The 25,086-nt window shown below is 39.9% G+C and carries 24 protein-coding genes, 1 tRNA gene and 1 pseudogene; 19 read left to right on the top strand and 7 right to left on the bottom strand.

The window, feature by feature from the left end; all coding sequences use genetic code 11:
- Positions 1-393 precede the first annotated feature (393 nt).
- Positions 394-1,326: an IS5 family transposase gene (locus F905_RS10905; RefSeq protein ID WP_034598250.1), complete on the bottom strand. Its 933-nt coding sequence runs from the start codon at positions 1,324-1,326 to the stop codon at positions 394-396.
- A 1,076-nt stretch (positions 1,327-2,402) separates the two neighbouring features.
- On the opposite strand from F905_RS10905, the gene F905_RS10900 reads away from it, so the two are divergent.
- The 4 genes from F905_RS10900 to F905_RS10885 all read left to right on the top strand — a co-directional run bounded on the left by F905_RS10900 (position 2,403) and on the right by F905_RS10885 (position 7,106).
- The gene (locus F905_RS10900; protein ID WP_005180679.1) at positions 2,403-4,214 is read left to right on the top strand and encodes a copper resistance system multicopper oxidase; all 1,812 of its coding nucleotides are present in this window, start codon (positions 2,403-2,405) and stop codon (positions 4,212-4,214) included.
- The gene (locus tag F905_RS10895; protein WP_005180675.1) at positions 4,201-5,190 is read left to right on the top strand and encodes a copper resistance protein B; all 990 of its coding nucleotides are present in this window, start codon (positions 4,201-4,203) and stop codon (positions 5,188-5,190) included. The genes F905_RS10900 and F905_RS10895 overlap by 14 nt, the downstream gene beginning before the upstream one ends.
- A 484-nt stretch (positions 5,191-5,674) precedes the next feature.
- Entirely contained in the window at positions 5,675-6,379 is a 705-nt protein-coding gene (locus F905_RS10890) for an IS6 family transposase (RefSeq protein WP_005180673.1), read from the top strand.
- A gap of 31 nt (positions 6,380-6,410) precedes the next feature.
- Positions 6,411-7,106 (top strand): M48 family metallopeptidase, encoded by a 696-nt coding sequence (locus tag F905_RS10885; RefSeq protein WP_051065023.1) that lies wholly within the window; start codon positions 6,411-6,413, stop codon positions 7,104-7,106.
- A 45-nt stretch (positions 7,107-7,151) separates the two neighbouring features.
- Here F905_RS10885 and F905_RS10880 read toward each other — a convergent pair whose 3' ends face one another.
- Positions 7,152-7,370: a helix-turn-helix domain-containing protein gene (locus tag F905_RS10880; RefSeq protein ID WP_005180668.1), complete on the bottom strand. Its 219-nt coding sequence runs from the start codon at positions 7,368-7,370 to the stop codon at positions 7,152-7,154.
- Positions 7,371-7,444: 74 nt separating this feature from the next.
- Between F905_RS10880 and F905_RS10875 the strand changes: the two genes are divergently transcribed.
- The 6 genes from F905_RS10875 (at position 7,445) to F905_RS10850 (ending at position 13,200) form a co-directional block, all read left to right on the top strand.
- Positions 7,445-7,927: a hypothetical protein gene (locus tag F905_RS10875; RefSeq protein WP_005180666.1), complete on the top strand. Its 483-nt coding sequence runs from the start codon at positions 7,445-7,447 to the stop codon at positions 7,925-7,927.
- A gap of 277 nt (positions 7,928-8,204) precedes the next feature.
- Positions 8,205-8,762, top strand: a complete 558-nt coding sequence (gene ssb / locus F905_RS10870; protein WP_034598022.1) for a single-stranded DNA-binding protein — start codon at positions 8,205-8,207, stop codon at positions 8,760-8,762.
- Between the two features lie 237 nt (positions 8,763-8,999).
- Positions 9,000-9,563, top strand: coding sequence for an alkyl hydroperoxide reductase subunit C (gene ahpC / locus F905_RS10865; protein WP_005180661.1), 564 nt, complete (start codon positions 9,000-9,002; stop codon positions 9,561-9,563).
- Between the two features lie 201 nt (positions 9,564-9,764).
- Positions 9,765-10,640: a pirin family protein gene (locus F905_RS10860; protein ID WP_005180659.1), complete on the top strand. Its 876-nt coding sequence runs from the start codon at positions 9,765-9,767 to the stop codon at positions 10,638-10,640.
- Between the two features lie 433 nt (positions 10,641-11,073).
- Entirely contained in the window at positions 11,074-12,372 is a 1,299-nt protein-coding gene (locus F905_RS10855) for an FAD-dependent oxidoreductase (RefSeq protein WP_034598019.1), read from the top strand.
- Positions 12,373-12,375: 3 nt separating this feature from the next.
- A complete protein-coding gene (locus F905_RS10850; RefSeq protein ID WP_005180656.1) occupies positions 12,376-13,200 on the top strand; it encodes an SAM-dependent methyltransferase in 825 nt (274 codons plus the stop codon).
- A 61-nt stretch (positions 13,201-13,261) separates the two neighbouring features.
- Here F905_RS10850 and F905_RS10845 read toward each other — a convergent pair.
- Both F905_RS10845 and F905_RS10840 read right to left on the bottom strand, forming a co-directional pair.
- Positions 13,262-13,337 (bottom strand) — tRNA-Thr (locus tag F905_RS10845).
- Between the two features lie 224 nt (positions 13,338-13,561).
- The gene (locus F905_RS10840) at positions 13,562-13,789 is read right to left on the bottom strand and encodes a hypothetical protein (protein WP_005180651.1); all 228 of its coding nucleotides are present in this window, start codon (positions 13,787-13,789) and stop codon (positions 13,562-13,564) included.
- Between the two features lie 954 nt (positions 13,790-14,743).
- On the opposite strand from F905_RS10840, the pseudogene F905_RS15680 reads away from it, so the two are divergent.
- Positions 14,744-14,998, top strand: a pseudogene (locus F905_RS15680) (tyrosine-type recombinase/integrase); the annotation flags it as partial.
- 15 nt (positions 14,999-15,013) lie between these two features.
- Here the strand turns inward: F905_RS15680 and F905_RS10830 are convergent.
- Positions 15,014-16,027, bottom strand: a complete 1,014-nt coding sequence (locus tag F905_RS10830) for a hypothetical protein (protein WP_005180648.1) — start codon at positions 16,025-16,027, stop codon at positions 15,014-15,016.
- 367 nt (positions 16,028-16,394) lie between these two features.
- Here F905_RS10830 and F905_RS10825 point away from each other — a divergent pair, with 367 nt between their 5' ends.
- The 7 genes from F905_RS10825 (at position 16,395) to F905_RS10795 (ending at position 22,386) form a co-directional block, all read left to right on the top strand.
- Positions 16,395-17,303: a YagK/YfjJ domain-containing protein gene (locus F905_RS10825; RefSeq protein WP_005180641.1), complete on the top strand. Its 909-nt coding sequence runs from the start codon at positions 16,395-16,397 to the stop codon at positions 17,301-17,303.
- A 104-nt stretch (positions 17,304-17,407) separates the two neighbouring features.
- Positions 17,408-17,686 carry a hypothetical protein gene (locus F905_RS10820; protein WP_005180639.1) on the top strand — a complete coding sequence of 93 codons (279 nt, stop codon included), beginning with the start codon at positions 17,408-17,410 and terminating at the stop codon, positions 17,684-17,686.
- Between the two features lie 22 nt (positions 17,687-17,708).
- Positions 17,709-18,740, top strand: a complete 1,032-nt coding sequence (locus F905_RS10815) for a DUF932 domain-containing protein (RefSeq protein WP_005180637.1) — start codon at positions 17,709-17,711, stop codon at positions 18,738-18,740.
- Positions 18,741-18,915: 175 nt separating this feature from the next.
- Complete coding sequence (locus F905_RS10810) at positions 18,916-19,974, top strand: YqaJ viral recombinase family nuclease (RefSeq protein ID WP_005180636.1); 1,059 nt, start codon at positions 18,916-18,918, stop codon at positions 19,972-19,974.
- A 195-nt stretch (positions 19,975-20,169) separates the two neighbouring features.
- Positions 20,170-21,054 (top strand): recombination directionality factor, encoded by an 885-nt coding sequence (locus F905_RS10805; protein ID WP_004964828.1) that lies wholly within the window; start codon positions 20,170-20,172, stop codon positions 21,052-21,054.
- A 79-nt stretch (positions 21,055-21,133) separates the two neighbouring features.
- Positions 21,134-21,364, top strand: a complete 231-nt coding sequence (locus F905_RS10800; protein WP_005180632.1) for a helix-turn-helix transcriptional regulator — start codon at positions 21,134-21,136, stop codon at positions 21,362-21,364.
- A gap of 590 nt (positions 21,365-21,954) precedes the next feature.
- A complete protein-coding gene (locus tag F905_RS10795; protein WP_005180630.1) occupies positions 21,955-22,386 on the top strand; it encodes an ACP-like domain-containing protein in 432 nt (143 codons plus the stop codon).
- Positions 22,387-22,512: 126 nt separating this feature from the next.
- Here the strand turns inward: F905_RS10795 and F905_RS10790 are convergent, their stop codons facing one another.
- Positions 22,513-22,806 carry a hypothetical protein gene (locus tag F905_RS10790; protein ID WP_034598013.1) on the bottom strand — a complete coding sequence of 98 codons (294 nt, stop codon included), beginning with the start codon at positions 22,804-22,806 and terminating at the stop codon, positions 22,513-22,515.
- Between the two features lie 14 nt (positions 22,807-22,820).
- Positions 22,821-23,522 (bottom strand): IS1 family transposase, encoded by a 702-nt coding sequence (locus F905_RS10785; protein WP_004730370.1) that lies wholly within the window; start codon positions 23,520-23,522, stop codon positions 22,821-22,823.
- Between the two features lie 140 nt (positions 23,523-23,662).
- Between F905_RS10785 and F905_RS10780 the strand changes: the two genes are divergently transcribed.
- On the top strand, positions 23,663-25,086 hold a 1,424-nt coding region (locus tag F905_RS10780), incomplete at its 3' end, for a type I restriction-modification system subunit M (RefSeq protein ID WP_005180628.1).

Raw genomic sequence — 25,086 nt, 5'->3', positions numbered from 1 at the left:
TCAACTTCTACTGCAGAAGGTTTAAATCAAACCTGAGGGAACATGCCACGTGCATAAGAAAAAGGGCACTGTTGCAAATACCCCAACCTTGGCAAGGTCACCGAGATTTATTCCATTAAATGACCTTAATTATAAGTATATGATTTAATTACTGGTATATAGTTTTTGGTGGAGTAAAATTTTGATCAATTTAGATCATTTAATGTGGTTTTGGTCACTTCATTTTAGGCATTTTAGTTTATAAAAGTCACCTATGTTTTTGATGCTGATTTTCGTGAGAAATAATAACAATATATAGTTTAATATAATGATTATTAATTATTTATAAATCGACTACAACAGGCTTTGTTGCATAAAGATTTTAAAGATAGAGCTTTCCTAAGTTGTTTAAATTTAAGTGACAACTTGGGTATGAGCTCGGCCTAATTCCATAAATTTATTTAATACTGCCACACGTGCATGAATCTCATTCACCTGGCTTTGAAAACTCCGTGCACTGAGTTTATCTCCCAATAATTTGATGCAATGCATCTTGGTTTCTACCAAGCTTCGGCGATGATACCCAGACCACTTTTTCCAAATTGCTCTTCCTAGGCATTTAACCGTTTTCAACAATTTATTTCTTTCTAAAGATCTCAGCTTTTTGTCTTTCCAGGGCTTCGCATTTTTTCTTGGCGGAATCACCGCATGTGCCTGTCGATCTGAAATGACTTTTCTGCAGTGTTTCGTGTCATAAGCACCATCTGTATAGACAGAATCAATCTGCTCATCAAGTGGAATTTGATCAAGTAAATCTTCGAGTACTTGTGAATCACTGACATTGTTTGTCGTGAGCTGAACGGCCCGTATTTGCAGCGTTTCAGCATCTATACCAATGTGAAGTTTACGCCATTGGCGACGATATTCAGGCTGATGTTTCTTACGTTTCCATTCACCTTCACCTAAAAACTTCAAGCCAGTAGAGTCGACGAGTAGGTGGAGACCATCACGACTTTTCTGATAGCTTATCGCAATATCAATATGCTTTTGTCTTCTACAAATAGTCGAATAATCTGGCGCTGTCCAATCTAATCTACAAAGTTTAATGAGGCTCTGAACAAAGCCAGTGACCATGCGTAAAGTGAGTCTAAATAGAGATTTGATCATCAAACAGCATTGAATCGCTATGTCGGAGTAGGTTTGACTTCGACCTTGTTTGCCTTGAGGTTCTGCATACCATTGTGTTTTTGGATCGAACCAAATGGCAATATTCCCACGATTAATGAGAGCTCGGTTATATGCGGGCCAATTGGTTGTGCGGTAGATTTTGTGTGTAGGCTTCTTAATTTGGAAATTATATTGCCGAAGGAGTCCTTGAGAACAGCTTTGTGCAACAAAGCCAAACAATGATATAAAACACTTAATTATTTTATGTGTTTAAATTTCAACAGTATTTTGAACTGAAATTTGCAAAAACTACAGCAAAAAAACTGCGCTACTTAGCAGAAAATCAATGGAATAAAAATCAGTAGCTATCAACTTTTCGTTAAACACGAGAACTGATAAAAAGGTTTAGGTAAGTGCTGATTGATACAGTATATACAGAAGGGGAAAACAGAATTGTTCAAAAGTTTATTGGCTAACTCGTGAAACCAAATATACAGTAAGAATCTTAAATGATCAGTTGGCCGACAATACAGGCTTCATTCAGTATCGTAAGAATTTAGGTGCATAATTCTAAAAAAACGTGGAACACAATTATTCACATAAAAGGCCCAATCTAGTATGATTGGGTTTTTTATTTTATAATTAACCAATTGATTTTAAAGTAAAATTAAAATAATTTCGCATAACGTGTATTATGTTAATTTTAGAGAAACTACTAAATTATATTGAGTTGTAAATATTTGAAATTCCGTTAAGATATTTTGGATTAAATTCTATTCCTAGATAGCATTCGTGTTGACTCATCTCTCCAAAAAACTTTGGTTTTGTTTTCTTATGGTTTTTGCCATAGGATGGAGTAGTGTGTCTGTTGCATCAGTAAAGATAATGCATATCAATATGCAAACTGAAATGAGCCAAGATCATTGTTTAGATCAAGCACAGCAAGTCACTCAACATGGTATTAATCACGAAGTACAGACGAATACCGATTGCCATAATCATTTAGCTCTTAATCAGAATATAGATCACAAAAAGTGTCAGGAATGTTCTAGCTTATCCTGCCAGACACAGATCTCATGTCTTCATTCTTTGCAAAGCTCGCTAGATCCCCTAGATACCTTCTATTCTATAGATCAGCCTAATTTTTATTACCCCAACCAATATCTAAATGGGTATTGGCAAGAAATTTTACGTCCCCCTAAAGCTTAACCAATTTTTTTAAAATTTATTTATTTTTCAAAAATTAAGGTTAAGTTATGTCTCATAAAATTAGTTCGTACCTATTAGCAGGTATTTGTTTTGCATCGTCGCCTTTGGTTTTTGCCGAAGTGCGTGAATATCAGCTTGTTATTGATGAAGCAGTGGTCAGCCCAACTGGAAAGCCTGTAAAGCGCATTACCGTAAATGGTCAATTTCCTGCGCCTTTGCTTGAGTTTGAAGAGGGTGATGAAGCCATCATTCGCGTGAAAAATAATTTAAAAAACCAAGATTCTTCTATTCATTGGCACGGACTGTTGTTGCCGGGCATTATGGATGGTGTACCGGGATTTAATGGTTTTAACGGTATTAAGCCTCAAAGCGAGTATGTTTATAAATTCATGATTCGCCAAAGCGGGACTTATTGGTATCACGCTCATTCTAAAGGACAGGAACAGGACGGCTTATATGGTTCTTTTGTGATTTATCCAAAAGGTAAAACACCATTGGCAGCACATGAAAAAGCTGAACGTGACTATGTGGTGATGTTGTCAGATTTTCATGAAAAAACCAGTGATCAAATTCAGAAAGATCTTAAAATTTCAGCTGAATATTATCAAGATCAGCGTGAAACCTTGGGTGATGTTTGGAAGCAGGTTAAACGTGATGGCATAAAAGCGACATGGTCTGACCGCAAAATGTGGAATCAGATGCGTATGCTAAAAACCGACATGTCGGATGTTACAGGTTATACCTTCCTCATTAATGGCAAAACACCTGAACAAAATTGGACAGGAATGTTTAAACCGAATGAAAAAATTCGCCTACGTTTTGTGAATGCATCTGCGATGTCTTTCTACGATGTCCGTATTCCTAACTTGAAAATGACTGTGGTCAGTGCTGATGGTCAGCCTGTAAAACCTGTTGCTGTGGATGAGTTTCGTATTGGCACAGCTGAAACTTATGATGTGATTGTGGAGCCAAAAGGCGGACATTATCAAATTGAAGCTGAGTCAATTGACCGTGCAGGCTATGCGATTGGTACACTGCACAATGAATTAAATCCTATGACACATGGCATTCATATGCCTGCACCACGTCCACGCTCACTTTTGACCATGGAAGATATGGGACATGGTGGCGGTGATCATGCAGGAATGGATCATTCGAAAATGAACCACGACAATATGCAAGGCATGGATCACTCGAAAATGGATCATTCAAAAATGAACCATGGCGATATGCAAGGCATGGATCACTCGAAAATGGATCATTCACAGCATGGCACAGCAAAACCACAAAAAAATGATCAAGTGGTTTATGGTTGGGCAAATGCATCTACACCTGCGGGCAATAAAGCCTTGCAATATAGTGATTTAAAATCTTTAGAACCGCAAAAAGATACTCGTGAAGCTAGCAGTGAATTAGTAGTGCGTTTGGGCGGTACTATGGAGCGTTATATTTGGACGATTAACGGTAAAAAATTCAGCGATGCTGAGCCATTAAAAGTGAAGTATGGCGAGCGTATCCGTATCAAATTTATTAATGACAGTATGATGGCGCACCCCATGCATTTACATGGCATGTTTATGCAGTTGGAGAATGGTCAAGAGTCGGTAGATATGCCGAATAAACACACATTGATTGTACCACCGGGTAAAACAGTGACTGCTTTATTAACTGCGGATGAGTTGGGCGAATGGGCAATCCATTGTCATTTGTTGTATCACATGAGTGCAGGAATGATGAACAAGTTGATCGTGGCAAATGTTAGCGATGAACAAGTGTCTACAACGCCAATTCAAGGTACAAATTCGACTCAAACTCACCAAGTAACTGAGCAAAAAGGAGCTGGACATGCACATCACTAATTTTGTATTTAAAGCGTTTTTTTCTGTTGCGGTATTGAGTTTAACAAGCTTAAGTTTGGCGCACGAAGGGCATCATTCAACTGCTCAGACTGATGGAAAAAATGTACCATCAATGAATCATCAAGCGATGTCTGAGATGGATCATTCACAGCATTCTCCACAAGAGCATGCACAACACATGCAGATGATGGGGAAAATGAACCATGGTCAGATGAATCATGCACAACATCAGGCAACATCTACGGTTAATCATTTACATCATGTACCAGATGCGAATACTCAGCAGAGTTCGCATTATGATCATCGCTCAGAACACGGTGCGCAAATTTATGCGATTACGACGGTGGATAATAAGTGGTTTGTCAATGAAGATGGCACAGGCGGTTTAAAGTCAGAGTTTGAAACCCGTATTGGCACAGATGAAAATAAGGTTTTTATTAAAGTTCATGCCGATAAAGAAGAATCGCATGATGCACATTATGATGCCAAACTTTTATATAGCCGTATGATTTCAGACTTTTGGGATGCACAGATTGGTGCACGTTATCGCAGTGAAAAAGTTGAACTCGATGATCATCGCAAAGACACCGAAGAAAATGTTGATGCAGTGATTGGCTTACATGGTATGGCACCATATTTCTTTGAAACTGATGCTTATCTCTATGCAGGAGAAGACAGTTATGCGGGCTTTAGCCTAGAAACGGAACGTGATTTTCTGATTACGCAAAAGTTGATTATTCAAACTTATTTAGAGTTGGATGCGATCTTTAGTGATGACTCTAAATATGCGAAAAAAACTGGTTTAAGCAGTGCAACCGCAGGGCTTGAAACTCGCTATGAAATCAGTAAAAAGATCATGCCGTATATCGACATTGCCTATGAGTATTCAAAAGGTAATGATGAAACGTTGTGGCAAATAGAATCAAACTCTGAGAAAGGTTGGTTATATGGAGCTGGTGTTAGGTTTAGATTTTAATTAATCTAATGATTACTAAATAGCTTCATTTAAATAAAACTCTAGCTCGATGCGGTCGGAAGCAAAATGTTAACTTATTTTGCTTCCTCCCTCCCATTTAACATAATAGAGCTTATACGAAACGTATATTTTAAATATATAAAAATCAGATACTTGTGTTATAGTGATAATGCTCGACGATGTCGAAAAGCTGACTTGGAAACAAGTCGGCTTTTTTTTAAACTGTTTTGATATATTCCGCCAATAAAATTGATTATTTCTTAATCAAATTAAAACTTTCTTCAATGTTGTCAGCCTTCTCCGGTAAGAAAATATCCCCAATTTCTGCGGATAAAAAGGGGACGGTTTTTATCCGATCTTGTACGCATTTGCTTACGTCAATTCCGGCCCTTTGCGGCTATGCGGCATACTGGAATTTTTCGGCACTGTTGCAAATAGGCTGACATGATAAGCTAAATATCTTATTTATTTCGAAATACAGCAGATGAATCCCTTCCACGGTCGGCACTTTCAAGGTGAAATCATTCTTTGGGCTGTTCGTTGGTATTGTAAATATGGCATCAGCTATCATGAACTTCAGGAAATGCTCGCTGAACGTGGAGTGAATGTTGATCACACCACAATTTATCGCTGGGTTCAGCGTTATGCTCCAGAAATGGAAAAACGTTTACGTTGGTATTGGCGTAATCCTACAGATCGACATTTATGGCATATGGATGAAACTTACGTAAAAGTGAATGGCAAATGGGCATATCTATACCGTGCAGTTGACCAACGTGGCCATACTCTTGATTTCTATCTTTCTGCTAGACGAAATACCCATTCAGCTTATTGTTTTCTTGGTAAGATTTTGAATCATGTCAAAAAATGGCAGATTCCACGAGTCATAAACACTGATAAGGCTCATACCTATGGCCGTGCTTTGTCGCGACTAAAACAGGAAGGAAAGTGTCCTGAAGACCTGGACCATCGACAGATTAAATACAAGAATAACGTGATTGAATGTGATCATGGCAAGCTCAAACGGATCATCAAGGCTACGTTGGGATTCAAGTCTATGAAAACGGCTTATGCCACAATTAAAGGAATTGAAGTCATGCGTGCACTACGTAAAGGACAAGCATCGTCATTTTATTATGGTCAGCCTCAGGGTGAAGTGTGTCTAATCAACAGGGTTTTCGGTCTCTAAGTACTTTTTAAAGGGAACATCATCGACTCAAATCTCTATTTGCAACAGTGCCCTTGAAAGTCCTAGCCGTACTGAAAAGATACTGATTAAAGTCTATGCTGATTGTCGGGTAGTTGTATCGGCACCGTTAAATGCAGATGATAAAACAATTATTGATGCGGTCAAGCAGCGTAGTCGTTGGATCTATAAGCAATTAAGAGGGTTTCGTGAACAAAGTAAATTTATCACGCCTCGCCAATATAAAAGTGGTGAAAGCCACTTTTATTTGGGTAAACAGTATCAATTGAAAGTGATTCATGATGATACCAAGCCACAAGGTGTAAAACTTCTGAGGGGTAAATTAGAAGTGAATGCCTTAGATGCCAATCTTGAAAGTATTCAATCTCATTTAAAGGAATGGTATAGATCTCGAGCAAAAGTCATATTTGAAATACGTTTGCAACGTATTCTAGAACAAGCCTTATGGGTTGGAGACAAGCCTGAAATCCGTTTAGTGACCATGCGTACACAGTGGGGAAACTGTTCTCCATCAGGTGTGCTTACGCTCAACCCTCATCTAGTTAAAGCACCTACAATTTGCATTGATTATGTTATTTTGCATGAACTTTGTCATTTGGTTGAATATAATCATAGTGAGCGTTTCTACCAACTATTGAATCAAGTTATGCCTGATTGGTCGAAAATAAAAAATCAATTAGATATGATGGCGAATAAGTTAATAAATTGATTAAGATTTTTGTTTTTCGACAAGAGTTAAGAAAGGTTCTCTAATTTATTTAAGGAACTCATAAATATTAGAATTTAAGCACTCTAGCCAATCCATTAATTCAAGAATATCGATTCTTCGATCCAAATTCTCTATTTTTGCTACATATGACTGTGGCTTTTTTAAGCGTGAGGCAAGCTCTACCTGAGTAACTTCTTTTAACTCACGTATTCGAATAAGTTTATCAATTAGCTGTTTATAGCGAGGATCATGTATTGAGCTCATAGCTCGACATGTTGTACTATTCTTTTAAATATCCCAAAATGGGATATTTTAGGTTTTGGAGATGGTGTTTAGATATGAATATAAATCATCAACTTAAGTTTAGTTTTCTAGACTTTTTATCAAATCAAACATTCTTTAACTCTGAGTTTAAAAACATTCGAGCAGAATTTATAAAATATTCTCCTGAATATGAGCCTAAAAGATTTTATTCAAAAATCTATATTATTTTTAGGGAGTTAGTAAGTCAAAACTTAATATTTATGGATGCTAGTAATTGTACGTACAAATATTCATCTAATTATTCAAAAAAAGATATTTGCGATTTAATTAGCCAATTGAAATCTTTAGAGGTTGAGAATTGTCTTTCGATGGAATATACACGTGTAAATGAGAATATATCAGATTTATTTCAGGAGTTAAGCATATATAAAAAGTATCTTATAAAATTTCCTAAGTGCTCTGAACTGATTAATCGATTTATAGATCAAAAAGAATCAGAAATTCACCTTTTAAGCTATGAGTTAAAAGCTTTGAGGAATTTATTAGAAGCTCAATAGGAGCAGGCTAGTCTTATAAATTTCAATAGAGCTGCGTCTGAATAATCAAGAACAATAATATCTTTACATCTGATCCTAATTCAACTGTATATAAAATAAGTATTGCAGAATAGTAATTCGAATGAACTTATACAGATGATCAACACCTTAATTTATAAAAAAGATAGGTTGAATTTAGTATAGATAGAAGCAATTTTTTTTGTTATAGTATTATTTGTAAAATATTCAATTTTTTTAAAAAAAACATATGGATACTGCAACTTATAGTAAAACTAATATGAGCAATGTCGTCTTAGTTGGTACTTTAGGTCGAGATCCAGAAACAAAAACTTTCCCGAATGGTGGCTCGCTTACTCAATTTTCTATTGCCACCAGTGATGCGTGGACCGATAAAACCACCGGTGAGCGTAAAGAGCAAACCGAATGGCACCGTATTGTGCTGCATAACCGTTTAGGTGAAATCGCGCAGCAATACTTACGCAAAGGTTCAAAAGTCTATATTGAAGGTTCGCTGCGTACCCGTCAGTGGACCGATCAGAATGGTCAGGAACGCTACACCACAGAAATTCGTGGCGAGCAAATGCAGATGCTGGACTCGGGTCGTCAGCAAGGTGAGCAGGGCGATAACGGTTTTAATCAGCCACGTTTTAACAATAACCAGGGCGGTGGTTATAGCAATAACAACCAGGGTGGCTATGCGCCGCAAGCTCAAGGTGGTTTTAACAACAATAATGCTGGTGGTGGCTATGGCAACCAGGGCGGTTATCAGCAACCGAAACCAGCTCCTGCTGCAACGCCTGCACCGGCAGATTTGGATGATGACTTACCGTTCTAGATCATCTAAAGCAGAAATTGATAAAACCCTTTGTTTTGGCAAAGGGTTTTTTATTGGCTGTGTGAAAAGTAGGATAGATCAATTGAGGAAAACGATAAAAACTTCAATGGAGATAGAATATTTAAATCTGTATTTCCGATTATTTTTATAAAAAAGTACTGTTTTACCGATTTACCTCAGTTTTGTATTCTAGCTTCACAAGATAAGCAATCCCCACAACGCACTGAGGAATACAAAATGAGTTTAATCAATACCCAAGTGAAAGCCTTTAACGCTACTGCTTACCAGAATGGTCAATTCATTGAAGTGTCTGAGCAGGACATGATCGGTAAATGGTCGGTGGTATTTTTCTATCCTGCAGACTTTACCTTTGTCTGTCCAACCGAATTAGGCGATCTGGCTGATCATTATGCTGAATTCCAGAAAATGGGCGTTGAAATTTATGGCGTATCCACTGATACCCACTTCACCCATAAAGCCTGGCACGATACTTCAGACGTGATTGGTAAAATCCAGTATCCGCTGATTGGCGATCCAACCTGGACTCTGGCAAAAAACTTTGAAGTGTTAATTGAGGCTGAAGGTCTGGCTGACCGTGGTACTTTCGTGATTGATCCGGAAGGTACCATCCAGATTGTTGAAATTAACGCTGGCGGTATTGGCCGTGATGCCCAGGAACTGCTACGTAAAGTCAAAGCAGCGCAATATGTCCATGCACACCCAGGTGAAGTTTGCCCGGCAAAATGGAAAGAAGGTGAAGCAACGCTTGCACCGTCAATCGACCTGGTCGGTAAAATCTAATCCAGTTGCATTTATCTTCTGATGAAAATCCAGAACTCCGGTTCTGGATTTTTTTTGTCTGTTGAAAGAGAAACCAAGCAGAATCCGGATGCGCCTGGATGATTCTATTCTTGCAATGCAGTATGCCAGATTTGCGCTAGCTGGCCGCACCGCAAAGGTTTAACATGAAACGATCAATTCTCCTTGCAGGCGCAGGACAGTATGAAAAAAATAATTGGTTTATATCGAAACAAAAACATGCACTGGGTCGGTGATGGTTTTCCGGTACAGAACCTGTTTGCTTATGACCGTTTAGGTCAGGCCATCAGCCCGTTTTTAATGCTCGACTATGCTGCGCCTTATCCGTTTGAGGCAACGACAGCGCAGCGTGGTGTGGGTTCACATCCGCATCGTGGCTTTGAAACCGTGACTCTGGCCTATCAGGGCGCCGTCACCCATCAAGATTCGGCCGGTGGCGGGGGCACCATTCAGACGGGTGATGTGCAGTGGATGACAGCCGGTGCCGGCGTGGTGCATGAAGAATTTCATTCTGCCGATTTTGCCGAAGCCGGTGGACTGTTTGAAATGGTCCAGCTCTGGGTCAATTTGCCAGCCAAAGACAAAATGACCGCACCGCGTTATCAGGCCATTGCCGCTGCCGATATTCCCCGAATTGAACTGGACGATGCCGCCGGGCACCTCCGGGTGATTGCCGGGAATTATTTAGGTCACACCGGGCCGGCACAGACCTTTAGTCCGGTCAATGTCTGGGATGGCAGCTTGCACAAAGATGCGCAAACCTTTGTGCATGTTCCGGTGACTCACAATGTCCTGCTGGTGGTGCTAAAAGGCGAGCTGCTGGTGAATGGCACTCAACAGGTGCAGGACAGTTCTATCGTGATGTTTGCCCGCGATGCCGAGCCGACCATTCAGTTGCAGGCGCAGCAGGAAACACAGTTTTTAATTCTGACCGGTGAGCCATTAAATGAGCCAATTCAAGGCCATGGTCCTTTTGTGATGAACAGCAAACAGGAAATTATTCAGGCCTTTGAGGACTTTCATTCTGGTAAGTTTGGCCAAATTCCGCTGCAAAGCTAAGCATTCAGCGATCCTGCTGCGAAAAGAAAAAAGCCTCTGATAAAAATCAGAGGCTTTCTTGTTATTGCGCTGTTAAGTTTCTTGTTTTATCTCATTTGTATCATTATCTGTAATGATTTTATGTGATGTGGTTGTCATTCTTGTGTGGAGCGTATACTAGCGGAAAGCACGCACTTTGTAAAACAACTATTCTAAAACTGGTTAATTTATACCTATTGTTTTTAAATGATTTTTAAAAATTAATAAATAAAATTTCAGGTATTTCTTATATTTATACGGGGCTTGAAAATACGTTAAAAAATGTAACAGAAGTGGCATTTTAGAACTTTATTACACTTTGTAAAAAGGGTGAATCTGGTAGTTTTTAATAGCTCATTTTGGCAAGGTATGGTTCATAATTTCGGTCAATGTTTTCATTAACGGATAAGACGTTTTGGATATTGCAGTCATCGGTAGTGGCATGGCTGGGCTAGCTACCGCAAGAATTCTTAAAGATGCAGGGCATAACATTACAATTTTTGAAGCTCTGCCTGGACGTGGAATGGACAGCCACAGTACTGAGTTTGAAGGCGGTTTAATTGACGCACCGCTGCGGGTCATGAATCCGCATTTGTGGAAAAACACACTCAGTTTAGCCACCTATCTGGGTATTCCGACCTTCCCGGTACGGACCTATATGGCCTGTAGCTGGTTATTTGAAGACCGGACCGAAACCTGGTTAACCACCTCGCGTACGCGTATCGGGAATTTCCCGATTATCAATAACCGTAAAGGCTTGCAGCAATACGGCTGGCGTCTGGTTAAAGGCATGTTGCAGTTAAAAACGGCAATTGCCAAATTCTTCCGGTCGAAGAATCAGGACATTACCCTGGCTGAGTTCATCAACCAGAATGAAATTGAAGAAGTGTTCTGGCATGGCGCGGTAATGCCGGTGTTGTACACCATCTGTACCTGTAACCCGAAAACCATTGGCGAATGGCCAGCGAAGCCGCTGTTGACCTTCTTGCGTCAATTGACCGATGGTGATGCGCTGTTGCGTATTCAGGGTGGCACTCCGGCGCTGGTGAATAAGCTGATTGAAGGTATTCATATCAAGAGTGGTTCACCCATCACCCATATTAGCCAGCAAGATGATCAGGTCTATGTCAAAAATGCCGAAGGCGAAACTGCGGTATTTGACCGTGTGGTGGTGGCCACCCCAACTACCAATATCGAGAACTTCCTCGATCGTGAACAGTTTGCCGAAGATATTGCCTTGTTAAAGCAGTTCAAGTTTGAACAGGGCGAACTGGTGATTCATACCGATAGCACAGTGATGCCGCCAAAACGCAAAGACTGGTCGGTACTGAGCTATATGATGGACCGCAAGTTTACCCGTCAGCAATTTACTGTCTGGCTAAACTCGATTGAGCCATCGCTGGTCGGTAAAACGCCGGTGTTCCAGACCTGGCGTCCGGTCACGCCTATTGATCCGAAGAAAGTCATTTCTTCTGTCACCCTGACCCGTGCGGTGGTGGATTCAAAAACCGTGGCACTGAACAAAGAATTGCAACAGCGTCATAAAGTCGCTGATCGCAAGGTGTTCTTCTGTGGTTCATGGTCATGTGACGGCTTGCCAATTTTAGAATCAGCCGTGACTTCAGCCATGCATATTGCAGAAATTTTTGGTGCACCGTTGCCGTTTGTGGGCTTAAAACCTAAAGTAGAGGTTGCTCCCCAACTCGGCTATTAATCTATGCGCTGGCTTCAGGCAATTTTTCGACAGGCTCCTTCCCATAAATATGCAATCAATGCAGCGCTTTTGGGAGATCCTGCCGAGTTGCCCTGGAGCAATCTGGGCTACTGGCACTCATCTGCACAGGACTATCCGGCGGCGTGCCAGCAGCTGGCCGATCATTTGGCCGAAGCCGTTCAGTTGCAATCCACAGATCGGCTGCTCGATTTAGGCTGTGGACAGGGCGCCAGCCTGTTGCACTGGCAACAGCATTATCAACTCTCAAATATTACCGCCGTTGAACTGCAAACGACCTGTGTCGAGCAGATTCAAGCGCGCTGGCCAGAGCTGCCCATCTATGCGCAGTCTTTTTTAAATTTAAAAAATCTCATACCTCTGGCGCCATTTGATGTGGTGCTGTGTATTGATGCGGCCTATCATCATGCTTTGAATTCATTTCTGGATGCCGTGCAACCGGTTTTAAATTCAAAAGGCCGTCTGGGTTTTCACACCCTGATATTGTCACCGCAGTTTTTAAAATCAAATACATTACAACAGCATTCTTATCGCGCTTTATTAAAGGCGGCGGATGTGTCGTTGCCGGAACTGAAAACCGCAGTACAACTGGAGCAGTGTTTGCAGGAACGCGGTTTTACCCAGATTCAGATTGAAGATTTATCTGCACCAGTGTTAAACAGATTTGCCGAATATATCCAGCAGCTGCACTGGCCGCAGCACAGTCCAGGTCTGGACCGGATCAAGATTGCCATGACCGCAAAGCTGTGCCGACGTTTATATAAAGATGGCTTGGTGAGATATGTGCAAGTGACCGCACACACGCAATAAAGCAGAAAAAATAGCGCCATAAAAACAACAAAGGCCCACTAAAATAGCGAGCCTAAGAAAATGGTGCCGGCACACGGATTCGAACTGTGGACCTACTGATTACAAGTCAGTTGCTCTACCAACTGAGCTATGCCGGCATTGTGGAGTTGCATTTTACAGATTTTTAATTCGGGCGCAAGCGAAAAAATAAGCAATTAAAAGTAGGCGACAGGCGCTATTTTATTTTTATCCAGCTCTTGTTTTCGCGCTTAAACATCGTGGAAGAGGCAAGTTTCTGCTCAAGACAACAATAGCTCACGTTCAGGGCGAGCTATTGTTTTGAATTTAAAATAAAGGGGGGGTTAAGTGCTGCAGAGGCGTGCTACTTGCTCCTTAAAATACGGTCTAAATCTTGTGCACATTCTTCAAGGGTAAAAGCCATATCGAGTTGCATTTGTGGTTTGAGTTCGTTGGCGAGAGATCTCCACTGCTCAATAAGTTTAAGGGCTTTTTGAATTTTATGTCGATTGAGGTCTTTGGCGATGGTGGGGGTATAACCACCACGTTTGGCATTTTTAATTTGTTTGACATAATTTGCGCTGTTATTCATGCTCGCTCCCGAATAGCAGTTTTTTGACTGATTGGCTTTAAACATCTTTTTTGGCACGATTAAATGAAGAATATTTTTTAAGTTAATAGTTTTAAACAGTTGTTTATTTTGCCTATTGTTCTCCTTGTTCTGTTTAGGTCTGTGTTTAACATAGCACAATGCTTGCTGCTGTAAAGCTTGCGAATTCTATGCCACTTTTTATTGTTGTAGCATGAGATGATGACTTTTTGTTGACATCTGTGGTTTAAAAACAGGTTGGAACTGTGGCAGGCTGTAACTTTCACATATATGCGGCAGGATGGCATAACCCGAAGATCATGCTTAACAACCCAAGAGATGAACGGGGAGTCAGAAAAATTGATGCTATTTTCAGCAAAGCCTGAGATGGTGCTGGAAAAATAAGCGCTACAAGTCAATGAATTTATCAATATAGTTTTGAATTTGATAGAAAAAGTCTATCTCAGGTTTCCTATTTTATCTGTGTTAAAAACTTGACCATCCATTTAAATTTTAGGGAAGCAGATGCGATAGAGGCTCTGCTTTTTCAATTGTAAATTTAAATTCAAAAGCCGATGAATTTAAAACTTAGCGGATGTATTCAGGCTCAAGTTTTTAAATTCAAAAAAATAAAAGTACTGTTGTTATTTTAAAATCTAATCCAGAAACAATCAGATAATTTCACTGTCTGGAACTGAATAATTTTGAAAAAGCAGAAAAGTCGAAGCATAAAAAAAGACCCAAATTTTACAATTTGAGTCTTTTTAAATATTCTGGCGAGAGAGGGAGTCATATTTGTTTTGTAAGTAAATGAAATATAATTAAATAAAAATATATATTTTTGATTATACCCACATTTGTACCCCCAACTACATAAGGGTGCTTTTATGTCATCTGATGCTTATTATTAAATGAACAAATAACAATCAGTTGCTATATCTGAATTATTTTACTCACAGTGAATCGATTTTGGTAGTAATTGAACGTTCAGGGTATGCAAGTCGAATGACCACACATGGTTTTAGATCGCTATTTAGTACAGTCGTAAACGAATCGAATCTGTTTAATCCAGATGCCATTGAACGCCAGCTTGCTCATGTGCCTCAAAATAGAATTCGTTCGGCATATAACCGAGCGCAATATTGGGATGAGCGGGTGAGATTGATGCAGTGGTATGGGGAGCAGGTAGAAGGATGGATGGCTCAGTATTGAGCCTTTCCTTTCTAGTTACTTATAGTCTTTATATTCTTCATATTCCTTATTAATCAATTTTTCTAGAAGTTCTGATTCAGAAATATTGTAAAGCTCTGCTAATTCTTTCAATCGAACTTTTGTATTTTTTCTTAAGGGTAAGTGAAATTTCTTTTTGAGATTATCCTTATTTTTTAATCTAAAAACATTTTGCTGCCATGCTTTTTTAAGTTTATTTAAATCATTAATATACTTTTCTCTATTATGAATATAAAGATCGTCAAAATAAGCATAGATATAATTCTCATGTAACTTTTCTTTTTCAAAAAGAAATTGAGGGAAAACATTGTATTCAAAATTTTTATCAATATAGCTTTTGCTCCACTCTATAGAATCTTTATTCTTAATGTATTTATTTAGATTTATTTTTTCTTTTATTATTTTATCAAAATCAGCAATATATTCTTCCAAGTCTAAATTTTTTTGAATGATATTGTGCGTTATTTCGGGGTTTAAATAAATCAAAGCTAAAATAAAAATTCTAGGATTATTAATGTTTTTATGAACTTTATGATTGTCGTTTTGTCTAAGTATTTTAGGGTTGTGGGCGGATTTGTGTATTATATTATTATTAATTTGACTTGATGTTTCTGAGTTTTTTAATTTTTTAAATGTACTTTCTCTAATAAAAATAGGTATATCGTAGTCTTGGGTGAATCTATTAATTAAGAACCAACATAATCTGTCATCCTTTAGGTGTAGATTAATATCTATATTTAAAATATATTCTTTCTGTTCTTTATGACAATTCTTAATAAAGATATTTATTTCTTCTTCTTCAAGTTTAGATAAAGTTGTTTTTATATAATCAAATAAATATTTATAAGAATATTTTTCATTATAAAAATTGAAAAAATCACGAGGGGTGTAATTATTAGTGCTAGCCGCTTTCCAAGCTATCCATACATACTCATGCTCTTTAAAACCTCTTAAAAGTCTGTCAATCAAAAGCCCTTTACGGATATCAGGATTTACCGAAGTTAAGCCCATTTTTATTAATTACCTGTAGTATTTCTTGTAGTATTTATACTAATATTTTGTCTAGTATTTTTCAATACTGAACTCACCTTGAATACTTAAAAATATTAGCTTATGGACATTTTTATTAGCTATTAATTAGGTTTTAGCTTAACTCTAGCTTTTTTGAGACTCGATCCTACATGAATTTAAGCGTAGAGCAGGGAGGAAAAGTTTTTCATGTGGAGAATAGGTACTGTACTACAGGAGGAATTTGGACTCCCTAAAGCTTTGGTTATTAATCTAATCGTTTATTAGGTAACACTTTATTGTGAAGTAAACGTATATATATACTGAATTCCCTATCTCTTATGTAACTATCACACACATAGGTTTAAACATGAGAGTTTTAATTAATCAGGAAAAACTTACACTTGAGATTGAGAAATTTTTAAAGCGTTTAAAAAGAGAACGTACAAAATGGTATGGATTCTATTCGCAGCTTACTAATCTGTTATTAGGCTTTAATGATATTTATGATCCCGATGATGAATACACAGGTTATCTTAAATTCTTTGTAATTCTGAGATATGACTTACAGAGAATAGACTCTGGTTATTTGGAACTTATGGATGAGTTAAAGATAATTGGGTACAGAGAGATAAGAAAATGGTTTTTAGATTTATTTGAGCTTTTCAAGAAAGATTATGAAACTATTGAAAAACAGAAAGATGAAAATAAAATTGAATTGCAGAAATATTGCAGGTCAATACTTAATAAATGCAGTCGAATATTAGTTGCTCGTGTAGACTTGGGTTATTTGCAAGAACATTCTAGTCGAATCAGAGTTGGCGATATTTATAAGGACTTAGATATACTGCTTAATCGTATCCAAAATAAAGATGGCATATTTAAACATGTGATTGGATTTGCATGGGGAATAGAACAAGGTGGTAAAAGTAAAGGTTTTCACTGCCACTTAGCAATCATCTATGATAATGCCTACCGTGCTGGAAGCGCGGAATATTGGGGGAATGAAATTATTGAGTTATGGAAGGATATTACTAGAGGTTATGGTCAAGGCTATAATTGTTGGAATCGTGAACGTGTAGCGAAACTTCGAAGAGAGAATAAGCTGGGGATCGGTGTGATTTATCGTCGTGATTCAACCCAAGTGACAAATTTCATTGAGGCAATGGAATACATTGCTGATCATCACAAACGTACTCTTCAATACTTACGTGTAAAGCCCAAAGGACGAAGAGTATTTGGTAAGGGTCAGTTAAGAGCGCAGTATGATAGACGCTAAATGAAAATAATCTCAGATATACATTATCTAGATGAAAACGAGTTTTTTTAACTTTGCAAGGCTTGTCAATCGGTAAGCCTTTGTCATTTCTGGAGATGTATATTATGAGTTTAATTTGTCCTTATTGTTTTTCGGATCAGGTTATTCAAGTGGTTAATCAGCAGGTGAGTGGATCTGATTCTACAGGTCTAGCAGCATCTGCATCGTTCGCAACTATCGGTGCAACCATTTCAAAGGGTTTACCTTTGCCAATATCACCACTGCTTGGCGGGCTTGCAGGTGCGGTCATTGGTGGTCTATTTAGCAGCGTGTTTGATGAGCCGAAAAAGCCAATCACCCTGGCCTACTATCACTGCAATCACTGTCAGCAGAATTTTCGTTGAATCATCATAGGAGATAAGAACGATGGCACATCAAATCGAACAAATCGCCTATGTTGGCGAAACCCCTTGGCATGGTCTCGGTAATCAGCTAAGTCCGAATCAACCACTGGAAGTCTGGGCACAGCAAGCCGGGATGGACTGGCGGATTGAATCCTCGAACGTCAGCTATATGGCACAGAATGAACGTGGTCAGAGCATTATCATGCCATTTGAAGAGCAGCGTGTCTTGTATCGTTCAGATACCCATGCACCTTTATCTGTGGTCAGTCAGCGTTATCAGGAAGTTCAGCCTAAAGAGATTCTGGAGTTCTACCGGGATCTGACTGAGCAATCTGGCTTTGAGTTAGAAACCGCAGGGGTTTTGAAAGGTGGTAAGAAGTTCTGGGCTTTGGCACGTACCGGGCAAAGTACCGCGTTAAAGTCTAAGGATGTCAGTAATGGTTATATCCTGCTGGCTACTGCGTGTGATGGCACCTTGGCAACGACAGCACAGTTCACAAGTATCCGGGTAGTCTGTAACAACACTTTAGCTATTGCGTTACGTGGGCAGAGCAGTAGTGCAGGTGTAGTGAAGGTTCCACATAGTACCAAGTTTGACGCAGAGAAAGTGAAGCAGCAATTAGGTATTTCAGTGCGTGCATGGGATGAGCACATGTATGAGATGAAACAGCTCACACAGCGTAAGGTGAGTCAGCAGGAAGCTAAGGCTTACTTTGATGCCGTGTTTAATAATAGCACCATGTCAATTTCCGATCCTGAAGAAAACATCATTCAGTTCTATCGTAATGTCGCGCAGCAAGCTCAAGAGAAAAAGCCTGAACCAAATGGTCGTGCCATGAATAAAGCTTTGGACATGTTCAATGGGCAAGGACGTGGTGCTGACCTGTCATCCGCCAAAGACACTGCTTATGGCTTACTGTGTTCGATCACAGAATTTGTGGATCATGAACGACGTGCCATGAGTACCGATCATCGTCTTGATTCAGCTTGGTTTGGTGCAGGTGCGGGTGTGAAACAACGGGGATTGGAGCAAGCGCTTGCTTTGATCGCCTGAAATTAACTAACTCACTTATGTCGAAATCAAGTCACCCTAAACAAGTGCTAGTCAGAGCACTCATGTAACGCCTCTCAATTAAAACAGCAAACGAATCGCCATACCCGACCTCGTGTCGGGTATGGCTTTTTTATGCATTTCTTTTACAGAGATCAGAATTTATAAGGATAATTCCATGAATCAAATTGTACCTATTTCCCATCAGCCTACGAATGTAGGCTCAAAGATCGTAGTTAATCCAACCATCACTACTAAACGCTCAACAGCAGCCAAGCGGCTGGTCAACACCAAAGGGATGGCGTATCAAGATTGGCTCGAAGTTCGTAAACAAGGTATCGGTAGCAGTGATGCCGCGACTGCCTGTGGTCTCAATCCCTATATGTCGATGCTGGAACTCTGGCTAATCAAAACTGGACGACAGGCTCAATCCATAGAAGATGAAAGCTCAGGTGTAGCACCGCTATATTGGGGTAAGCAGCTGGAACCTTTGGTGGCAGAGTTCTATAGCATGCGCACCCATAACAAGGTACGACGGATCAATGCGGTGCTTCAGCATCCTGATCCCGATAAACACTTTATGCTAGCCAATCTGGATTACAGCGTAGTCGGCAGCGATGAAGTCCAAATTTTGGAATGCAAAACAGCAGGTGAGCATGGAGCAAAATTGTGGCGTGATGGTGTGCCTTTATATGTGCTTTGTCAGGTACAACATCAACTGGCGGTGACTGGTAAACAGGCAGCGCATGTTTGTGTCTTGATCTGTGGGCATGAAACCAAGATCTTCAAAGTGACACGGTCTGAATCAGTGATTGAGCATATTGTTAAAGCAGAACGATATTTCTGGGAGTGTGTAGAAAAGGATATGCCGCCATCAGTCGATGCCAGTGAATCCGCAGCTAATGCGATTCAACAACTCTATCCAGCGCATGTACCTTTAACCGTAGAGGATCTTTCGCAAAACGAAAATGCCAATTTGATGTTCGACCAGCTCATCAAAATAAAAGAAGAGATCCAGCATCAGCAGGAACGCTTTGACCAGCTTAAACATGAAATTCAAATGATGATGCAAGACAAGGAAAGGGCGGTCTTTGCTCATGGCTCAGTAGTCTGGAAGAAAGCTAAGGATTCCATCAGCCTCAATACCAAAGCATTGCTTCAGCACCAGCCTGAACTCATCGAGCTTTATCCACTTGAAAAGCAGGGCAGTCGTCGATTTAACATCTATACCGACTAAGTCCTATCTACAGCACCAAATCAAAAATTCACAAAAATCGCTCCCCGCTCTCTACCCTTCGGTAGAGAGCAAATCGGTCGCGATTTCTGTAGCACTTTATCTGGCTCTACATTCTTTGGGTAACTTATTTGGTCCTTGTTCCGACCTACATACATAGACCCAAATTTGTAAGGTAATACATTAAGGAATATCAACATGATTAAAGGTTTAGCAATTACTCCTCCAATACTCGGACGGATCAGTATCGGTCGGATGATCGAGAAGAATGGCAAACGCCTACCGGAAAAGGATGACCAGTTCACCATTACTTCCCAGATTCAAAGCAAAGAAGGCTGGGTTAAACATCCACTGGATGATCAGCTGCGAGCGAATGCTCCGAATCAAAAGCTACGTTCAATCCCTGTCAGAATGATCTTTAATGATCCTGATTTAAACCTGCGTGCAGAATACAGCCTGTTTGACCGACAGACTGGAAGACCTGTCTGTGTCGGTAATGGAGAAACCTGCCAACGTTTAACCAATCAAGGCGTGGAGCAACTTCCCTGTCCATCCCCTGATTTATGTCCATTGGCTCAAGGAGGGAACTGTAAGCCCTACGGGCGTTTGCATGTGAACTTAGATGAATCGGATGAGTTTGGCACCTTCATCTTTAGAACTACAGGCTTTAATAGTATTCGGACTTTGGCTGCGCGACTGAGTTATTACCATGCAGCATCAAATGGCTTGTTGTCATGTCTACCCTTGCAGTTGATATTGCGAGGCAAGAGTACGACACAAAGTTATCGTCAGCCGGTGTATTACGTGGATCTAACGTTAAGGGAAGGTATTAGCCTGAATGAAGCCATTATTCAGGCAAAGCAAATTGATGAACAGAGCAAGCAGGCGGGGTTTTATCAGGAGGCTTTAGACTTTACCGCAAGGAAGGGTTTGGGGAATGGAAGGATGGACGTAGACATGGAGGAAGGCTTGGAGGTAATTGAGGAGTTTTATCAGCCTGTCGGAGGCCAGCAGATCGAAGAGACTCAGACTGCATTTGATATTCAACAGGGATTGAAAGGATCAGTGACGGCTTTGAATTAAATCGTACAAGGTAAAACCTTACGAGATTGCCGTATCTCATGAGCGAGTTGCTCGAAATCATGAGATAGGAGTAAACATCATGAATGCATTTGTTGGTCAAACTTTCCCGATGAATCAAATCATTAATATTAAAGAGGTAGTTCAATTTACAAGTATCAGTCGAGCTAAAATCTATGAAATGATCAATGAGAAATCAAAATACTACGATTCTACTTTTCCAAAGCCTGTGCGACTAAGTGAATCTCGTATTGGCTGGTCAGCTTGGGAAATAAATCAATGGATTGAAGATAAGCTGGAAAATCGTGAATAAAGGTGGGGAGCTTCGGCTCCCTTATTTTTTGGTTTTCAGTAAACTATGGAAATGTTAAAAATCTAAAGAATAAAATGAATCAAGCCATTCACTACTACAATCAAAAGATGCTTTAAACGACATTTTCTGTCGCTGAGTGAAATCAATTCAGTGATTAATCACTATTTTTTTCCAAAAGTTCAACAAAATTTGGTGGTGTTTCAAAAAGTATGCTGGTTTTTTTGACTAGACAAGGTGATAAAGATCTAATGGCGGACTTAGTAAAGGAACTTAGAATCAATTGAGAGTTAAGTAGCGAAAAAAAAGGATGGTAGCGACTTACAAGCATATTTCGTTTAGGCTTTTGGAATTACAATGTATTCAATCGATGTACTAATAGCCAACAATTCGAAGAATTTTTTGAAGATATAATATAGCAACTAAGTTAGAAGCTGAGCGTATTTGAATATATTTATGGCGAACCAGTGAGGGCACCTGACTGGTTCGGTTTCTTAGTGAGGAATTGAACCTACACGGTAAGCTGCTAACCTATAATATAATGCTTTTCTAAAGCAACTAATGATAATTACCTTAAACCCAAGGAGTAAATTATGAAAACTTTAACAACTACGATATCGGCTTTCGCGGTCTCAGCCGCATTATTAAGCTCAGGCTCAGCACTCGCTTATTCAGAACAAGTTATGGATCCTGCAGAAAGCTATGATTCAGCTGTCAAAGTTCGCCAAGTAAACTATTCGTGCCAGAATAACAAAAAAGTAAGTGTTACTTATGGTTTTAATAAACAAAACTTACCAACGTACGCTGAAGCCTATCTAAATGGTAAAAAAAGATTTTTACCAATTAATTTAGGTCGCTCCGATGTAGTTGATACTGTATTTGGTGATGAAGACAATTTCAGCATTATGAGCGGTGCCTTAAGGCTAAACAACTACCATAAATCAAGCGTTAATATTCAAGATGCAGGAAGCAAAATTTTATACAAAGGCTGTAATACGAAATCGGTCAAAAAAATTAAAGGTTAATATCAGCCTTATTAGACCATGTCCTCAAACCTATACCCTAGAGGAACCAGCTACTTCATTCCTAAAACGTATTAACAGACTACTTAAAACAGACTGGTATAATGAAACTACTTATAACAGTCTGTTTTAGCTTTTCAGTGGATCGGGGAATTCATATCCTGACATCAATATATATTTGCGCCACTCTTGACGTGTTTCATCGTCTGTTAACCCTTGCTCAACCCATATCAGCAGCTCTTCCCTGCTCTTTCCAATCGTTTGAGAACTATAATCACGGATAAAATCAAAGTTATTTAACAGCTTATTGGCAAATGTGTTTCTTTGCTTGTCAGTCATGGTTGGTATAGCTTTAGGTGCGCGCTTGGTAGTATCTGGCTTATCGTCGCTGACGGTTTTATCAATGTCTTGGTGGTGTTTCAAAAAGTATGCTGGCGTTAAACAAATCCGTTATTAAGGTAAAAGAAAGTCAAATCAAAGGCTTTAAAATGATTTTCGAGCTTTTTAGAAAAGTTGCAACTTCTCCTAAATCCACGCCTGATTCGATGACGAATTCTACAATTGTTACCTTCAATACCGACGGTAAAAAACTTACCGATCACTTGCTTGCAACATTGAAATGCTGTGATAAAACTATCCCAATGATCACTCGCAATTCGAGCATATTGAACCCCAAGCTTTTTAAGTCTAGCTTTAAGACGTTGAACCGTTGCTAAATCCCGCTTACCCCAAACATAAGCAACAATTTCTCCAGATTCTCGATGGTAGGCATAAATAAGCCATTGTTTATTTTGCTTATTCCCTACAAAAGTCCAAAGTTCATCGACTTCAAGACATTCGTAGTGGCTTTGTTTAGGCTGAATCTGATAGATCGATTCACTTAAGGTTCGTAATACCTTGCCAATGCTGATACGCTCGACTTCAGCAATATCTCTTACACCGCTTCCTCTGACCATTAAATGTAGTATCTTGCCGGTAATACCTGAGTTACACCCTTGATAGCTTAATGCATGATCACCAATAAATTGACGTTTGCAATCTTTGCACTGATGGTTTTGTTTTCCATCTACTTTGATGCCATTTCTCTTTATATTGTTACTTAGACAGGTAGGACATTTGATTTGTAGCGTTATTTTCATAACTCTATTTTATCAAAAGCCATATTGTTTTTTTCAGCATACTTTTTGAAACACCACCCAAAATTTCAGTAAGATAAAGGTAAGCAAGTTTTCAGTTGATGCTACTGCGTCAAATAAGAACCAGGATTTTTCAGAACACTATGACCAACAATAACTTTTCACAAATCGCTTCTTTCATCTGGTCGGTTGCCGACCTGCTGCGTGGTGACTTCAAACAATCGCAATACGGTCGCATCATTCTGCCATTTACCTTGTTACGTCGTTTGGAATGTGTACTGGAAGAAAGCAAGGCTGCGGTACTGGCAGAACATGAAAAAGTCTCCAAGCTGAATCTGCCAGAAGAAGCTCAAGAAAAGTTATTGCTGCGTGCCACCAACGGTCTAGCCTTCTTTAATACCTCCCCAATGGATCTTAGCAAAATGGGGCAGAGTGATATCAAGGCCAACTTAAGCACTTATGTGCAAAGTTTCTCCAAAGATGCCCGTGAGATCTTTGAATACTTTAACTTCATCGAATTTGTGGGCCTCCTCGATGATGCCAACCTTTTGTATAAAGTCGTGCAAAAGTTTGCTACCACGGATCTGAGTCCAAAGAACGTATCCAACCATGACATGGGTTTGGTGTTTGAAGAACTGATCCGTCGTTTTGCCGAAGGTTCTAATGAAACCGCAGGGGAACACTTTACCCCGCGTGACATCGTACGTTTGACCACGGCACTGGTGTTTATGGAAGATGATGACGTCCTGACCAAAGACGGCATTATCCGGACCATTTATGACCCGACTGCGGGGACGGGTGGCTTCCTGTCTTCAGGCATGGAATATCTGCATGAGCTGAACCCGAATGCCGTAATGCGTGCCTTTGGTCAGGAGCTTAACCCAGAATCCTACGCCATCTGTAAAGCCGACATGCTGATCAAAGGTCAGGACGTGAGCCGAATTAAACTCGGTAACACGCTGTCAAATGACCAGCTTGCTGTGGATCAGTTTGACTACATGCTGTCGAATCCACCCTTTGGCGTGGACTGGAAAAAGATCGAACAGGACATCAAGGACGAGCACGAGCACAAAGGCTTCGATGGTCGTTTCGGTGCAGGCTTGCCACGGGTATCGGATGGTTCACTATTATTCCTGATGCACCTGATCAGCAAGATGCGTGATGCCAGTAGTACCGAGAGCGGCAGCCGCATCGGGATTATCCTAAATGGTTCACCATTGTTTACTGGTAGTGCAGGCAGTGGCGAAAGTGAGATCCGTCGCTATATTTTAGAAGCCGACTTGCTGGAAGCCATTATTGCCTTACCGAACGACATGTTCTACAACACCGGGATTGCCACCTATATCTGGGTACTCAGCAATAAAAAAGCCGCTGAACGTAAAGGCAAGGTACAGCTGATCAATGCCTCAAACCTCAGTACCAAAATGCGTAAGTCGCTGGGTTCAAAACGTAACTATCTCACTGAAACTGAAATTGCCACCATTACCCAAAATTACGGTGACTTTGTCGCGGTAGACACCTTGGCGCAGGATGGCGAAACCGAACAGCAAAAACCATTCGCCAGCAA

The sequence above is a fragment of the Acinetobacter sp. CIP 53.82 genome, assembly GCF_000369465.1.
In the GTDB taxonomy this organism is placed as follows: Bacteria; Pseudomonadota; Gammaproteobacteria; order Pseudomonadales; family Moraxellaceae; genus Acinetobacter; species Acinetobacter indicus.
This window is presented reverse-complemented; position numbering and strand designations above follow the sequence as displayed.